Source organism: Candidatus Poribacteria bacterium, assembly GCA_021162805.1.
Lineage (GTDB): Bacteria > Poribacteria > WGA-4E > B28-G17 > B28-G17 > JAGGXZ01.
The window spans coordinates 1-16219 of the sequence record JAGGXZ010000185.1; the positions used below are offsets into that span (position 1 = coordinate 1).

The following is a 16219-nucleotide window of genomic DNA, read 5'->3' on the forward strand; positions in this document are numbered from 1 at the left end:
GGGTTTTTCAACGCTTTGATAAGGGTAAAATCTCCCCTCCCGGCACCAAAGGCCGAAAAAGAATCAAATCTTTTCATCTTCTCATCCCTATCTTTCTTCCTGAATCACCTCCCTTCCTGGTGGTCTTTGTGATAGTATACTAAATCATACAATCATTGAAAAGCCCTATAATGTAAGCCACGTATCTGTCTCCTTCCCGTTCAATCCGAAGTTTGACATCCCGGAAATAGGGGCGAACCACCTTCATGAAATTAACGGCGGTTTGGATGTTATCCTCCGGTGCTCGGCTCATAGCCCGTAAGATCTCGTATTCCCTGATATGGCGGTTGCCTTCTATAACTATTTTGTCAATGAGATGGCCTTCACTATCCGTGAACTTAGCGTCGGTTATGCCCAAGCTTGGCAGAATTGCGAGGTAGGCTAAAAAAGACAAGCGGATGAATTTAGCCATATCTTCACCTCAAATTCCAGGCAGCTTTCGCCTTTAAATACGAATGAGCTTAAAAAAAGTTGCAGCTTCAGTTTGTGTGTGCGCCCTGAAGAGGGTGGCTATAAAGTCTCGTTAAACCCCATTGCGAAGTTGAAGTATGGTATAATTAGCCCACTCCTCTGTGTGGAGGTGAACGCTATGGTGGTGAGCATTCAGGGCGAGCAGTTTATGATAGATGGAGAACCCACATATGCCGATGTGCCCGACGTCAACTCCAAAGCGCTCGGCACATTGCTCAATTCCCGCATGGTTCAGGCCCTTTTCGAGGACGAAAATCCCCAAACCCGACATCTCTGGCGGTATCCCGACGGGAGCGAATTCGATCCAGATCGCAACACGGATGAGTTCATCGCCGTCCTTCCGCTTTACAGGGCGTACGGCGTCATCGCCTTTACTATCAACCTGCAATGCGGCAGGCCGAGGGAGGGGAAGCAGATCTGGCACGTCAGCGGCTTTAATCCCGACGGCTCCCTGAAACCCGCATGGCTCAACCGTCTCAAGCGAGTGCTGGATGCAGCACAACAACAACGCATGATCGTCATCCTGGGGCTGTTCTACTTCGGGCAGGATCAACGGCTACATGACGAAGAATCCGTCAAGAACGCCGCCCTCAATGTCGTTGACTGGCTGATGCAGCAGGGTTATCGGCATGTGCTTCTGGAAATAGCCAACGAGTGCGACCATAGGGATTACGACCACGACATCATAAAACCGCCCCGTGTCGTTGAGCTGATCCGGTTGGCACAGAAGCGGTGCGGCCGAAAGACGCCTGTCTCCGTTAGCTTCTGCGGCGGCGTTATACCTCCAGATGAGGTTTTGCGCTCCGTCGACTTCGTCCTGATTCACGGCAACGGCCAAAAACCGGAACAGATCAGGGAGATGGTCCGAACGATCCGCTCGAAGCTGGAATCCTGGGGAACACCTAAGCCGATCGTCTTCAACGAGGACAGCATAAGCCTGGACAACATGGAGGCCGCTCTCGAGGAGGGGGCGAGCTGGGGGTATTTCGATATGGGCAGGAACAACTACAGGGACGGTTTCCAATCGCCGCCGACGAACTGGCTCATCAACACGCCGAGCAAGCGGGCCTTCTTCCGTAAGGCAGCCGGATGGATAAATATCACGCCGCCAAGGGGGAGGATTTATGAGATGGAGCGCATCCTCATAGCACGTCTCGATCCGAGGTTGAACCGCACGATCTGCATCGTCGGCGATATCAACGGCGATGGCAAAGAGGACGTGGTGATCGGCAGCCGCCAGAAAAGTAAAGACGGGCTTATCTGGCTGGAGCAGAGCGAACCAGACGATTGGCCCGTGCACGTCATAGACGAAGACGCGGAGAGGCTGGAATCGGGCGGAGCGCTGGGAGATGTAGACGGAGATGGACGGCTTGATTTCATGGCGGGCGGCGATTGGCGAGGCGCGCCACAGCTTTGGTGGTGGAAACAGCCCGCCGACCCCATACAAAGGTGGCAGCGATATGCCATCGGAACGTTCGCTCCTAAATTCCACACTCAGCTATGGGCGGATGTGGACGGCGATGGCAGAGGCGAGCTGGTAAGCTGGAATCAGGGACAAAAGGCGATCTTGTGGTTAAAACCGCAGGATGATCCGACAAAACCCTGGCAGGCGTTCACCGTCGCCCGCGAGGTGGAGGGTGAGGGATTAGCGTGGGCGGACGTGGACGGCGACGGGAGATGTGAACTTATAGCGGGGAATTTCTGGTTCAAGCCGGAGGAGGATGTGAGGGAGGAATGGCAACGCTTCCGGTTCGCTCAAGGCTACGTCGGAACAGTCGTGGAAGCCGCTGATCTGGACGGGGACGGACGGGCGGAGATCATACTCTCAGAGGGCGACGCGCAATATTTCGGACGTAAGGAGCAGGGACGTGTCGCGTGGTTCAAATCAGGCGCCGATCCGAGACAACTCTGGCGGGAACATGTGCTGGCAAGCGATCTGGTCGATCCGCATTCGCTCATCGTGGCCGATTTCACGGGCGATGGCCTGCCCGATATCTGCGTCATAGAGATGAACTTCACCGATCATCCGCAGGTTATACTCTTCGTCAATAAGGGCAGCGGGAAATTCGAGACGCATGTCGTCGATGAGGGCGTCGGCAGCCACGATGCTAAGCTCATCCACATCGACGGTAAACCCGCCGTTGTCGGGAAACCGTTCACAGGTAGATACTTGGGCGAAGTACATCTGTGGCTGTTAAAGAGCTGGTGAAATCGCCTGCGTTTCGCCCATCATTGGGAGCGTCCTTTAGTGTGATCTGTGATGGACGACGCTCCTACTTCCACATGTGTCGGTCTCCGGCTTCCCGTTTCCCACCCTCTTCTAATTCCATCCCACCGGTCCCTCGCTCCTCGCTGGCGAAAAGCGCTGAAAATCCCTATATGCGTGGTTGACAATTTGATATCCCGTAAGGGATAATTAGCCTGTCAACCAATTATCGATGAGGGCTGAGATGGAGATAGGTGGAGGACGAATCAACATCGCCAAGGGATTGGAACTGTTCCTTGGGATAACCGTTCTGAGCATTACGCTCTTTTTCGCTTTTATGGGCAGAGAGATGGTGAGGTACCTGGCATCGCTCAGGCCCTCATATGCCCTGGTGGGGGCAGGGCTGGCCTTTCTGATGTGGTGTTCGTCGGCGATGAAATTTCATCTTCTGCTCAAAGGCGTTGGGGAAAGGGTGAGTTTCTGGAGATCCTTCCAAGCTTTCATGGCTAATCTGTTTATGGGAGCTATAACCCCATCCCAAACTGGAGGGGGGCTCGCTCAGATATATCTTTTGACCAGAGCGGGCGTTCCGGCGGGGAAAGCCTTTATAGCTTGTACTACGGGGGCGGGTTTCACGATATTGGCTCTTTTCAGCTCGGCGGTCATCATACTTATATTAAACCACGGATTTATCTTTCAACTTGGATATCTCCTGAGGGCCTCCCTCATATTCGCCACCTTGCTCTTCGTTTTCTTCCTGTCTCTCTTCGCTTTGGCGATAGTGCGGATGAGATTCTTCAAGAGGCTGGTCGGATGTGCCTTCCTGGCGGTCGGTAAGGCGTTCAGGTTGAAACACAAGATAACCTATACGAAGAAGATGTTGAGAACGCTGGAGCTGTTTTCGGAGAGCATAAAGATCTATTCCACCACACACGCCCACTTGACCCTCCTGGCCGCCCTATTCAGCTATATATCCCTGGGAATTTACTGTCTGATGGCCAGTGTGATCCTATCGGGACTCGGTCTCAACCACTCGATCCTAAACGTCGTGCTGATCCAGATGCTTCTCAGCTTTATAGCCTATTTCAGTCCTAGCCCCGGAGCGAGCGGGGTGGCCGAAGGGGGCAGTTATCTGCTGATGTCGAGCATCATCCCGAACTCGGCCATGAGGGGGGCGTATACGCTTTTGTGGCGTTTCTTCACGAATTACATGGGAGTTACCGTAGGCGGATTGCTTTTCATGTATGCCCTCAACTCCGGCAAGAAACGCTTTCAAAAGCCGAGGTAAAACGGATCTCTGGTGTATTCCGCCAGATCCTCCATCTGTTTTTGCGTGCCGATGACGATCAACACGTCGCCCAACTTGAATTTTCTGTTGGGAGCAGGGTTATATATGAACTGTTTCGTCTCCCCATCTCGTATGGCTACGATCGTCATGCCGACTTTTACGGGGATGTTCACCTCCGATAGGGCCTTGCCGATAAGCGGTGAACCCCGATGGATGGTGGTCTCCGAGAACCTTGTCACGGTTTGGAGCCTGAGCATCTCATCGAGGAAGCTTATAACGCCTGGCATGAACAGAAAGGAGACCACGCGGCTGACGCCTATCTCCTCCGGAATTATCACCGCATCGGCGCCTGCCCTGATAAGCTTGGGTTTGCTGGTCTCCTCAACCGCCTTGGAGACGACCATAAGATCGGGGTTGAGGCTCTTCGCCGTGATGACCAGAAAGAGATTGTCCCTATCGGCGGAGAGGGCAGCGCATAGCCCTCTGGCGTTTCCGATCTCCGCCTCATGTAGGACATCTTCGTCCGTGGCATCTCCTTCGATGTAGCGAAACTCGCGCGTCTCAAGGAGCTGTTTCAACCTCTCCCCGTTATATTCTATCACGATGAACTCCATCCCCATCTGGATAAGCTCGTCTATCACGTAGATCCCCGTATCCCCTGCTCCGCAGACGATGAAGTGGTTTTTCATGAGAACCACCTCGAGACAAGCTCCGTATCGCCTATGATCTTCCCCAATTTCGATATCTGACCCTTTGATCCTATAACCACAAGCCCATCGCCAGGGAGAAGCGTGAAATCGGGTGATGGATTATATATAATCTCTTTGCCCCTCCTGATGGCGAAGACGGTAAGTCCCGTCTCGGATCTGATCCGCGTTTCCCTCAGCGATTTTCCAATCATGGGGGATCCATCGGGCAGCTTCGCCTCCACCATCTTATAAACGGGATCCGCCCTTATCCCATCCAGGAATTCCACAACGTTAGGTCTGATCAGGATCGAGGCTATCTTGAGCCCTCCCAGGTAATCAGGGATGATCACGTAATCGGCTCCTGATTTACGTATCTTGGCGATGGATTTCGACTCCACAGCCTTCGAGACGATGGTGAGTTTCGGATTGAGCGTTCTGGCCGAAAGGGTCACGAAAAGGTTATCTCTGTCATCGGAAAGGATGGATATAAGCGCTTTGGCTCTTCCGATCCCCGCCATATGCAACACCTCATCGTCTGAAGCGTTTCCCGCTATGTAAAGGAAAGACCTCACCCTCAAAAGCCCTTTGATTCTTTCTTCGTTTTTGTCTATCACGACGAATGGGACTTTCCTAGAAGAGAGGGAATCGATCACGTGCACTCCCGTGCCGCCGGCCCCGCAAACTATATAATGGTCCTTGAGCTTTGAGATCTCCCTCACCATTCTACGCCGTCTCAGCACATCGCTGAGATGTCCCTCAACCACGAATCCGACCAGCGAGCTGGCACCAAATGCGAAGATACCTATTCCGGTTATTATCAGGGTAATGGTGAAGATCTTAGCAGACGTCGATTCTGAGAAGATTCCATAATCGGAATATCCGACGGTGGTCAGCGTGATAGCGGTCATATAAAGGGATTTGAGCCAAGACCAATCCGGCATGATCAGCTTATATCCCACCGATCCTATGAAGAACTCGAGCAGGATCATCAGCCCGGTTATCACCAGATTTCTGTAGGACTGCATATGCCTATTCCCTCTTTTTGATCCCGTATCTCTTCATCTTTCTCCAGAGGGTCGGTCTGCTGATGCCCAGGATATTCGCGGCCTCGCCTATACGCCATCCCGTTTCCTCCAAAACTCTGATGATAACGGCTCTCTCGGCAGCCTCAAGGGGGTTCTCCCCTGGCTGCAGGTTGAAAAAGGGGGCTATTCCGGGGAACGAATCGCCTTTTCTGATCTCCAAGGGAAGGTGCTCCGGCATTATGAGATCCCCGCGGCAGTGGACGAAGGCATGTTCGATGGCGTTCTCAAGCTCCCTCACGTTACCAGGCCAGTTATAGCGCAGGATCAGATCCATCGCCTGTTGTGATATCCCCTCGATCTGTTTGCCGAACTCTCCATTAAACCTGTCGATGAAGAACCTCACCAGCAGCGGTATATCCTCGCGTCTTTCTCTAAGAGGGGGCACTTCGATGGAGATCACGTTCAGCCGATAGAAGAGATCCTCCCTGAACCTACCCGCTTTCACCTCCTCGCGCAGATCTTTATTCGTCGCGGCGATGATGCGCACATCTACCTTTATGGTCTTTGTTCCTCCGATCCTCTCGAACTCCTTATCCTCTATGGCGCGCAGAAGCTTTGCCTGGACGTGGGTGGGTATCTCGGTTATCTCGTCGAGAAATATCGTGCCTCCATCTGCCAGCTCAAACCTGCCGGGTTTATCCGCCACCGCCCCCGTGAATGCCCCTTTAACATGTCCGAAGAGCTCGCTCTCCAGCAACGGCTCCGGCAAAGCTGCGCAGTTGACGGTCACAAACGGACCATCTGCCCGATGGCTGTTGAGATGGATCGCCCGGGCGATCACACCCTTCCCCGTTCCGGTCTCGCCCTGGATCAGAACTGTCACATCGTTTTCGGCGAGCATCTCTATCTGTTCGAATATCTCCTGCATCCTACGGGATTTGCCTATGAGCTGGCCGAACTGATACCTCTCCTGAAGCTCCATCTCCAGCCATTTGAGCTGCGATATATCCCTGAACGTCTCCACCGCCCCCATAATACCTCCATCGTCGTCTATGAGTATTGAGGCGCTCACGCTGACCGGTATCTGGATCCCATCCTTTCGGGTGATAATCACCTCATAGTTGGTCACCGGCTCTCCCGTTTCAAGCGCCCGACGTATCGCACAGTCATAATCGCATACGTTGGTTCTGAACACCTCCCTGCACACCCTGCCTATGGCCTCCTCGGCTGAAAATCCGGTTATCCTTTCGGCGGCCTTATTGAAAAGCTCTATCCGCCAATCGGTGTTTATGGTGAAAACGCCATCGGCTATATTGTCGAGTATCAGCTCGAACTTTCTCCTGTCATCCATCGGCTTTTTCTCCCCAAGGGGGAAATTAGGCTTGAATTCCCCTTATATCTATGATATCATCAATTTTAAGCCCGATGCAACTGTCAAAACTGTGATATGGTCATTTGTGGTCATTGGGTCATTTGGCTTCGCCGTCATTTCGAATGACTACAAATGACTATAAATGACAACAAATAACCATCCGCCGAAGGAGGAGGAAAATGAACAAGGTAGTGGTATTCACGGCGATGTTGTTTCTCGCCGTTCTTTCGGCCATGGCAGCTCAGGGACCGGAGTGGACATTTGACGGGCCTGATGCCGCCCAGGAGCTGAAGAACTGGGTGGACCTCAATCAGCTTGAGCCTTTGAAGATCGAAACGGTGAAGGATCAGGACGGCCTGGATCGCAAGGTGCTCATAACCAAATCGCTTGGGGGAGACCCCTATATGTTCCCAGGCGGCGGATGGAACCAGGCCGACTACGATTCCTTTAGCGGCAAAGAGCATCCCGTGCTTTACCTCGGCGTGAGGGTCAATACGCCCAATAGGTGGCAGATCTATTGGGTGTCAAAGGAGGACGGAAACTGGAGCGAGGCGCAACATCAGGATTTCGACGTCAACGCCGTGGATGAGTTCCAGGACATCGAGGTCGAGATAACGGCGGGCGATTGGCAGAAGAAGACCATACTCAGATTCAGGATAGATCCTGGAACCTCCGCTGGAGTGGAGGCTGAGATAGACTATATCTCCTTTAACGGTCCCATATCGACGGGGAAACCCGGCGCCGTTGATCCTAAAGATAAACTGGCAACCACATGGGCCAGGATTAAAAGATGACGGGGGAACAAGGTGAGATCTCACCTTGTCCCGTTGGAACGCAATGACCCGATGAACGCAATAACGTATTCCCGGAAGGTGCTGGACATGCCTAAAGCCTTGATCGTATACTACTCCAGAACCGGTCATACGAAAAAGATGGCGGAGATGATAGCAGAGGGCCTGCGCGATGAGGGAATCGAGGTGGCCTGTAAAAGCGTTGAGGAGGCGTCGGTGGATGAGATCAAGGATTACGATGGTTTGATCGTCGGATCGCCCACCTACTACGGCACGATGGCGGCTGAGATCAAGAAGTTCCTGGACGAGTCGGTTAAGTTCCACGGCAGATTAGACGGCATGGTCGGCGGAGCCTTCGCCACGGCAGCGGTAACGGGACATGAGACAACCGTCATCAGCATCCTCGAGGCTCTTTTGATACACGGCATGATCATACAGGGCGATCCCAGCGGCCACCACTATGGACCCACTGCCGTCGGGAAGGTGGAGGGATCGGAGAAAGAGTGTAGGCGATTCGCCAGAAGGTTCGCCGAACTACTCAGGAGGCTCTCCTGATCTGAGAGCGGGGGTGCGCCGTGATCAACATAAGCGGGGTCATCTCCCCGCTCTCAGTCAAGGCCGATCTGCTGCCCGCCCGAAGCGAATGCGGAATAGGGGCTCTCATGCCATGGGCCGGCAGGCTCTGGATGATTACGTACGTCTCACACAAATCAAGCAGCGGTTCCGGAACGGGACTTTATGAGATAGACGAGAGCTTCACCCTGAGAAAGCGACCTGAAAGCGTGGTCGGCACCTACGCCAACCGCATGATCCATCCCCAATCCAGCCAACTTATAATCGGACCACACATCATAGATGTCGACGGCAACGTCCGAACGATCGAAGATATCAAGGAACACCGCCTCACGGCGACCATGGAGCATCTGGAAGATCCGGAGAACAAAGTCTACTTCCTGACGATGGAAGGGCTGATGTTGGAGGTCGATCTAAACACGCTGCGGGCGAGGGAGCTCTTCGATCTGACGAAGGAACTTGAGATACCCGAAAATGCTAAGCCCCATTTTAAGGGAGGATACACGGGGAGCGGCAGGGTGGTCGTGGCCAATAACACATACGATGAGCCGGACTTCCTGGGCGAACGTGAGGCGGGACGTCTGGCGGAATGGGATGGTAAGGTGTGGAGGATCATCGAGAGAAAACCCTTCAACGAGGTAACGGGTCGGCGGAATATGGGTCAGGTGATCTTCGCCACGGGATGGGACAAAGCGTCGGCTATCCTGAAGGTCTTCGCAAAAGGGAGGTGGCAAACCTATCGTCTGCCGAAGGCCAGCCATTGTTTCGACCATTACTGGCAGACCGAGTGGCCGCGGATTCGGGAGGTCGAAAGCGAGAGATATCTGATGGATTGTCACGGCATGTTCTACGAGCTCTCCCCCGTGGCGTATGACGGTAAGATATGGGGGATTAGACCCATTTCGACCCATCTGCGTATCATCCCGGATTTCTGCTCGTGGAGGGGATTCCTTGTGTTGGGCGGAAACCAGGTAACCCCCATCGGAGACGCCAATCTCCTGGCGGGCGAGCCTCAGGCCAATCTCTGGTTCGGTAAGACCGACGATCTGTGGCAGTTCGGAAAACCTAAAGGCTGGGGAGGGGTGTGGTGGCAGGATCAAGTATCAGCTTGGGAACCGTCCGATCCATATCTGATGATGGGATTCGAGGGAAAGGTGTTACATCTGTGGCACGATAACGATCGTCCCGTGGAGTTCACCGTGGAGGTTGATCCGCTGGGGAATCAGAGCTGGAAGGTTTACGATGTGTTCCGCGTTCCGCCCGGTGGATACCTACACCATGAGCTTCCGATGGGTTTCAGCGCCCATTGGGTGAGAGTCAGAACGGATACCACCTGTAAAGCCACGGCTTATTTCATTTACACGTAATTCCCTGTCTTAGAATGGGGTTTACACATTGAATGAGGACCATCTCAACAGATTAAGAAGCATGGCCGAGAAATACGGCGACTTATTGGCAAAGCAAAAGGGTGTATTGGGCGTTGTTATCTCAGGGAGTTTAGCGAGGGGAGACGTTTGGGAAGGAAGTGATGTGGATCTACATGTTTTATGGAGATCTAAGGGATGTTTCTCCTCCGTGGGTGGGTTTTTGGAAGGCGTGTTGATCAATGTGCATGATGTATGGGTGGATATGATGGAAGCTATCGTAGAAGATATAGATTGCTTCTGTAGGAGCGATCTACCAGATCAGCTTTATGGATGCAGGATCCTCTATGACCCTTATGGCTTGTGGAATCGATATAAGGCCTTCATTGATTCCAAGCGATTTGACCCGAAAATCATAGCATGTAAGGTGAGCTGTTACGTCGAGAAAGCAATGAAATTACTTGCTAAGGCTGAGGAATCTTTCAGATTAAAAGATTGGGCGTCCTCTGTATTCTATGCGCAGAGGGCAGCGATCGAAACTGCTTTCGGTATCACCGTCAAATGTGGAGATTTGATACGGAGTGCTAATCGGTTCCCCGAAAACTTAAAGGCTCTTACGGAGCGAAATGGATTAGAAGAGCTATATAAGCTATTCCGGTCGGTTCACGGATTGACAGGACGGATTGAGGAGGTAGAAAAAGTCATAACTGCCTGTGAAATAGCCCCTAAGAAATTCATCGAGGAACTCGATAGGATAGGTATCTCAATGGGAACTGCGAGATGTATTTTGGGAGACAAACCTATCGATGAAGCGCTGAGATATAAGGAGATCTCCGAGTTGCTTATCAAAAGAAACCTGCGTTCCTGGGTTGCTGTCAAATACGGTTATTATAATGGACAGATCATATGGATGAGAACCAACAGATGGATGGTAATACCATTATGGGCTTCACGACTCAGGATGATATGCGGGGCTGATCGAATAAACCTGGATTCATCAACCATTGCAGAGGATATGCGCCGATTTCCCAGGGCTTCGGATGTTTTTTATAACCTCTTCCTCGATTTTCTCTGCCTATCGAACCCAGAATCTAAGCTTGCCTGGGAGCGAATTCACGCTGTATCTGAAATGATCTCATCGCTTAGTCATTCGTAATTACATTAAGCAGAGAGGTAAACCATGTCTCAACCAAATGTTCTTCTCATATTCACCGATCAACAACGGGCCGATACCATTCAAGCGGCTGGAAATCCGATCATAAAGACGCCCCACCTGGATCGTCTGGTCGCCGAAGGGGTGCTTTTCAAAAGCGCCTACACCCCATCGCCCGTATGTGTGTCGGCCCGATGTTCGCTTATTTACGGCCTCTATCCCCATAACACGGGGTGTTTCGACAACGGTTATCCGATGCCCGATGATAGACCCAGCCTGATGGAGTTGCTCTCCAGGGCGGGCTATCGGACGCACGGCATCGGCAAGATGCACTTCACACCCGATTCCCACGCCTTACGCGGGTTTCAAACGCGCGAGCATCAGGAGGAGATGCGTGCTCGGGTTGAGGATGACGATTACCTGAAGTTCCTCCACGCGAACGGCTTCGATCACGTATACGATCCCTTCGGCCAGAGGGGTGAGATGTACTACATCCCTCAGCCGGCACAGATGCCGGCAAGGCTTCACGGCACCAATTGGGTCGGCGATAGAGCCGTGGAGTTCATCCGCAATGCGGATAGATCCCGACCCTTCTTCCTCTGGGCGAGCTTCATTCACCCCCATCCACCCTTCTCGCCTCCGACTCCCTGGAACAAGCTGTATCGGGCAGCGCTGATGCCGCTGCCAAAGCGTCCCGACGGCTTTGAGACGCTTCACACCTACATGAATAGATACCAAAATCGGTACAAATACCGCGATAACGGGATAGATAACAACCTCCTCAGGGTGATGAAGGCCTACTACTACGCCTGTATCTCCTTCATCGATTTCCAGATAGGAAGGATACTTGAGGCTTTGGAGGAGACAGACCGGCTTGAGAACACCATGATCATCTTCACATCGGATCACGGCGAGTTTCTGGGCGATTACAACTGCTTCGGCAAGCGGAGCATGCTAGACGCGGCGGCAAGGGTGCCGATGATCGTTCGATATCCGGAGCGGTTCGCCCGAGGATACATCTGCGAAACGCCGACAAGCTTGGTTGATATCATGCCGACCATACTGGCCGCAGCGGGAATAGATCCTAAGGATCATAACCTCGACGGGGTGGATCTGGCCGAGGCCGTAGGATACGATGACAGGACGATCTACAGCCAGTACCAGCGGGGCCCCCTAGGCGTCTACATGATCCTGAACCGACGATGGAAGTACTTCTACTCCGCTCCCGATCGAAGGGAGTTCCTCTTCGATAGAATACACGACCCGGAGGAGACCAGGAACAGGGCGGGGCTCAGCCTATGTAGGCGGGAGCAGGAGGAGATGAGAGGGGAATTGATCGGATTTTATAAGGAGCAGGGTTATACCGAACCCATAGAGGGCGATCGGTGGAAGCTGTTCCCACAGCCATCCATACCGGTAAACCCGGACGCCGGGCTTCTAATTCAAGACCCCGGATGGTCGCTGCGATATCAGAGGATACCGGGGTATACGGACTAACCGTCGACGAATGGAGGGTAAATACCGTACAGTATATCGGGTTAGCCGGAGATGAGGATACTTGAGAGATACATCCTAAGAGAATACCTCCGATATTTCCTCATGAGCTTTGCCTTCTTCGTCGCCCTTGTGATCATCGTCCGACTGGGCGATAAGGAGATCGGCGAGTTGCTTTCAGGTGACAAGCCTGTGTGGGATGTGGTGAGAATGATCATCTATCGGGCCCCGGAGAGGGTGATGCAGGTTTTCCCCGCTGCCGGGCTGCTGGCGATATTCTTCACCTTCGGGAGGTTCATCCAGACGAACGAACTTACGGCGATGAAGGCGACGGGTATGAGCTTTTATCGGATGATCCTGCCCCCACTTATAGCAACCCTAGGGATATGCATCTTGGCCGGATTCTTCAACGATCAGATCGCCTCACGCGCCAACAGAAGGGTCAGGGAGATAGAGGGGAGAAAAGCCTTCACGCGGGAGAGAAACGTCATCTTCAGGGCCAGCGAGGATAAGGTGTGTTATATTCAGAACCTCGATGTGGAACACCACGGTATGAAAAACATCTCGATCTACTCCTTCAACGGAGACCAGCTCATAAACTCGATTTTCGCCCGAGCGGGAAAATGGGAGGGGGAGAGATGGACGCTTCTCGATGGATTGGAGAGAAGCTTCTCAAACGGCAGGGAGATCGAATCGAGAAAATTCGATCAGATGGATACGATCATCCGCGAAGACCCGTCGATCTTCGCCGCCTCGGGGATGAAGCCCAAGGAGCTGACGTATAGCGAGCTGGCGAGATTAACCAGATATAAGCTGAGGGCCGGTCAGCCGGTGAGGATGGAGAGGGTTGAGCTGAATCACAAGATAGCCTATCCCTTTGCCACGTTTGTCGTCGTTTTGATCGGAGCGCCCCTGGCCATCTGGTTCGGCTCGGCGGGATTCGCGGCGGGGTTCCTGATAACGATGTTCGTCAACTTCATGTACTGGGGAATAGGTATCGCTATGTTTGAGGCGATGGGACAGAACGGCGCCCTCCCACCTGCCCTCTCCTGTTGGGCTGCCAACCTCATATTTGCCGCTATAGGTTTGGCGTTATTGATTAAGGTCAGGAAATGAAACCGTTGTGGGGAGGTGAAGATGATAACCAAGGCGGTCCTGACCGTCTCTGAATCAAAGAGGCTCATCGCCAAAGGCGTCGCTGCTCTGCCTTCGGTAAAAAGGGCGATGCGTAAAGGGATAATCGCCATCGGAAGGGGAACGACAAACGGATACGTGGTCGAGGAGATCCTGGGAACGAAGATCGAAAAACATCGCATGATAGCTGGCACAACCACCCCGGCCAAGGGCGAAAAACCGGCAGTGCTCTCCGAGCCGAAGATATCGGGATACGTCATCAAGGACGGGAAACCCGTCGAAGAGCTCGATCCGGCGACGGCCGTTAAAGAGCTGATGGGTCCGGGAGATGTCTTTATCAAAGGCGCAAATGCCCTAGACTATAAAAACAAGGTCGCCGGGATATTGATCCTTCATCCCACAGGCGGAACCATCGGGAACGCCATCGGCCATATCATCGCTCGGAGGATCGAACTGGTCATCCCTGTAGGGCTCGAGAAGCTGGTTTACGAGGATATACACAGGCTCAGCAGGATGGCCTCCAACCCTCAGACCGTGGGAAAGGTTCCAGCCCTTTTCCCTGTGAGCGGCACGATCGTCACCGAGATAGAGGCGCTTGAGATCTTGTGCGGTGTAAAGGCGACCCTTTACGCCGCGGGCGGAATAGCAGGAGCTGAAGGAGGAGTTTGGTTGCTGCTGGAGGGGACGGAGGAGGAGCTCGATAACGCCATGAAGCTGATCGAATCCGCTCAGGGCGAACCGCCCTTTGTATGAAAGGCTACCCGCCTGTCCCGTCGATAAGAGGCGTAGCGCAGGCGTAAAGCCTGCGGCTACGGAAACATAGATCTTACTCGCCTGTGAACGCCCTGTAGAGCGCCACATACATGGCCAATACCTTCTCAGGATCGGGACCGGTGTAGGCGGATTCGTTGGAGATGTATCCGTCAAAACCTATATCCTTGAGCTTGCGGAACATCCGTCTGTAAAACTCAAACGTCGATGAGTCTTCAACTCGATGGGTGTGAACCATCTTTATGTGGGGCGCTATCCGATCGTGGAACTCATCCACCGTCTCCAGCGTTACATTCGGCCAGACGCAGTTGAAAACCACCCCCACGTTCGGCCTGTTCGCTATCGAGATCGCCTCCAAGGCCGGGTCGGGATCGGTGAAGCTGCCATGCATCTCTATGGAGACGGTTATCCCGTAATTTTGGGCATACTCCCCCAGTTCACCCAGACACCTGCCGACGTTTTCGACCACCTCGTCCCGGTTTTCCGGCGTGAACCTGTCGCCGAGGACCCTGACATGCCCGCAGTTGAAGAAGTAAGCCATATCGATGACCCTTTTAACCTTCTCAACGCTCGCCCGTCTCTCCTCCTGGGACGGATGATGGAACACCTGACAGCTTGTCAGCGATGCGAACTCCAGCCCTGCTTCCTCCATTTTCCTCTTAACCTCATCCCACCTCTCACGGGGCGTATCCCACTCCAGTCCGTGTTTCTGATTGAAGTCCATGAGGAACTCTATCCCGTGATAACCGGTCTTTTTGGTGATCTCTATCAGGTAATCCAGATCCCAGTCCTGACCGGTCCTATAGGTGTTAAGCGACCATTTCATCCTGACACCTCGCTTTGACTTCAAAGGGGACCGGTGGTCCCCATTTATGTTATGATTTTATCCCTTGGGTTCAATCGGTTCAAGCGGTTTGACGTTTCCGAAGGTGATCTTTTCAATGCCTGAGGGGGCGGCCCAACGGACGGCGTTGGCGATGACCTTCAGCACATCCGGATGATGGTATATCGGATAGGTCTCATGTTCGGGACGGAAATAGAAGATCTTGCCCTTGCCCCTGTAGAAACAGCAGCCGCTACGGAACACCTCGCCTCCCTCGAACCAGCTTATGAAGACGAGCTCATCCGGCTGGGGTATATCAAACCGCTCGCCGTACATCTCGGCATGCTCGATCTCGATGTATTCGCCCAACCCCTCGGCTATCGGATGGCCCGGCTCAACCACCCAGAGCCTCTCCTTTTCGCCGATCTCACGCCATTTGAGGTTGCACGTCGTTCCCATCAGCCTCCGGAAGATCTTGGAGAAATGGGCCGAATGCAGGACGATCAGCCCCATTCCGTTCAGCACACTCCCATGGACCTTATCCACCACCTCGTCACGAACCTCATGATGGGCCATATGTCCCCACCAGATGAGCACGTCGGTGTTTGCAAGCACCTCATCGGTTAGCCCGTGCTCCGGTTCATCCAGGGTCGCCGTTCTGACCTCGAAACCGGGCTGAGAGCGGAGATAGGAGGCGATCGCCTCGTGCATGCCGTTAGGGTATATCTTCGCTATCCTCTCGTTTCTCCTCTCATGACGGAATTCGTTCCACACCGTCACGCGGATCGCTTTTGCCATATCAACTCCTCCGATCAAGAGCTTGGCTTATTATAACTCACCATCACCTTGCTGTAAAGTAATCGCGAGTTGAAATAGGGGTTTTCAGCGTTTTTCGCCGGCGCTGTAGTAGCGGTCCCCCGTGCCTGCCGGATTCGGAGGCACGCCCAGGGGAACGTCCTTACCACGCCTGATTATGCCAAATCATTGAAAAGCCCTAGAGTTGAAGCGGGATTTATGTATGATGGT

General features: G+C 53.2%; 15 protein-coding genes. 9 read left to right on the forward strand and 6 right to left on the reverse strand.

Annotated elements, in window-relative coordinates:
- Positions 1 to 139 precede the first annotated feature (139 nt).
- Positions 140 to 451 (reverse strand): hypothetical protein, encoded by a 312-nt coding sequence (locus J7M22_14725; GenBank protein ID MCD6507859.1) that lies wholly within the window; start codon positions 449 to 451, stop codon positions 140 to 142.
- A 177-nt stretch (positions 452 to 628) separates the two neighbouring features.
- On the opposite strand from J7M22_14725, the gene J7M22_14730 reads away from it, so the two are divergent.
- Both J7M22_14730 and J7M22_14735 read left to right on the forward strand, forming a co-directional pair.
- A complete protein-coding gene (locus tag J7M22_14730; protein MCD6507860.1) occupies positions 629 to 2719 on the forward strand; it encodes a VCBS repeat-containing protein in 2091 nt (696 codons plus the stop codon).
- A 241-nt stretch (positions 2720 to 2960) separates the two neighbouring features.
- The gene (locus tag J7M22_14735) at positions 2961 to 4004 is read left to right on the forward strand and encodes a flippase-like domain-containing protein (GenBank protein ID MCD6507861.1); all 1044 of its coding nucleotides are present in this window, start codon (positions 2961 to 2963) and stop codon (positions 4002 to 4004) included.
- Here the strand turns inward: J7M22_14735 and J7M22_14740 are convergent.
- Genes J7M22_14740 through J7M22_14750 form a run of 3 tightly spaced genes read right to left on the reverse strand, consistent with a single transcriptional unit; the run spans position 3989 to position 7069 of the window.
- Positions 3989 to 4693: a TrkA family potassium uptake protein gene (locus J7M22_14740; GenBank protein MCD6507862.1), complete on the reverse strand. Its 705-nt coding sequence runs from the start codon at positions 4691 to 4693 to the stop codon at positions 3989 to 3991. The genes J7M22_14735 and J7M22_14740 overlap by 16 nt on opposite strands.
- Complete coding sequence (locus J7M22_14745) at positions 4690 to 5718, reverse strand: potassium channel protein (protein ID MCD6507863.1); 1029 nt, start codon at positions 5716 to 5718, stop codon at positions 4690 to 4692. Before J7M22_14745 ends, J7M22_14740 begins: the two co-directional genes overlap by 4 nt.
- 4 nt (positions 5719 to 5722) lie before the next feature.
- Entirely contained in the window at positions 5723 to 7069 is a 1347-nt protein-coding gene (locus tag J7M22_14750) for a sigma 54-interacting transcriptional regulator (protein ID MCD6507864.1), read from the reverse strand.
- Between the two features lie 200 nt (positions 7070 to 7269).
- Between J7M22_14750 and J7M22_14755 the strand changes: the two genes are divergently transcribed.
- The 7 genes from J7M22_14755 (at position 7270) to J7M22_14785 (ending at position 14352) form a co-directional block, all read left to right on the forward strand.
- The gene (locus J7M22_14755; protein ID MCD6507865.1) at positions 7270 to 7884 is read left to right on the forward strand and encodes a hypothetical protein; all 615 of its coding nucleotides are present in this window, start codon (positions 7270 to 7272) and stop codon (positions 7882 to 7884) included.
- Between the two features lie 87 nt (positions 7885 to 7971).
- Complete coding sequence (locus J7M22_14760) at positions 7972 to 8436, forward strand: flavodoxin domain-containing protein (protein MCD6507866.1); 465 nt, start codon at positions 7972 to 7974, stop codon at positions 8434 to 8436.
- Between the two features lie 20 nt (positions 8437 to 8456).
- Positions 8457 to 9821: a hypothetical protein gene (locus J7M22_14765; GenBank protein MCD6507867.1), complete on the forward strand. Its 1365-nt coding sequence runs from the start codon at positions 8457 to 8459 to the stop codon at positions 9819 to 9821.
- Between the two features lie 61 nt (positions 9822 to 9882).
- Complete coding sequence (locus J7M22_14770) at positions 9883 to 10974, forward strand: hypothetical protein (GenBank protein MCD6507868.1); 1092 nt, start codon at positions 9883 to 9885, stop codon at positions 10972 to 10974.
- A gap of 24 nt (positions 10975 to 10998) precedes the next feature.
- Positions 10999 to 12468 (forward strand): sulfatase-like hydrolase/transferase, encoded by a 1470-nt coding sequence (locus J7M22_14775; GenBank protein ID MCD6507869.1) that lies wholly within the window; start codon positions 10999 to 11001, stop codon positions 12466 to 12468.
- Positions 12469 to 12519: 51 nt separating this feature from the next.
- On the forward strand, positions 12520 to 13581 hold the full coding sequence (locus J7M22_14780) for an LptF/LptG family permease (protein MCD6507870.1): 1062 nt from the start codon (positions 12520 to 12522) through the stop codon (positions 13579 to 13581).
- A 21-nt stretch (positions 13582 to 13602) separates the two neighbouring features.
- On the forward strand, positions 13603 to 14352 hold the full coding sequence (locus J7M22_14785) for a hypothetical protein (protein ID MCD6507871.1): 750 nt from the start codon (positions 13603 to 13605) through the stop codon (positions 14350 to 14352).
- A 73-nt stretch (positions 14353 to 14425) separates the two neighbouring features.
- On the opposite strand, the gene J7M22_14790 is transcribed toward J7M22_14785, so the two are convergent.
- A complete protein-coding gene (locus tag J7M22_14790) occupies positions 14426 to 15196 on the reverse strand; it encodes a sugar phosphate isomerase/epimerase (GenBank protein MCD6507872.1) in 771 nt (256 codons plus the stop codon).
- 57 nt (positions 15197 to 15253) lie between these two features.
- On the reverse strand, positions 15254 to 15991 hold the full coding sequence (locus J7M22_14795) for a ThuA domain-containing protein (GenBank protein ID MCD6507873.1): 738 nt from the start codon (positions 15989 to 15991) through the stop codon (positions 15254 to 15256).
- Between the last annotated feature and the right edge of the window lie 228 nt (positions 15992 to 16219).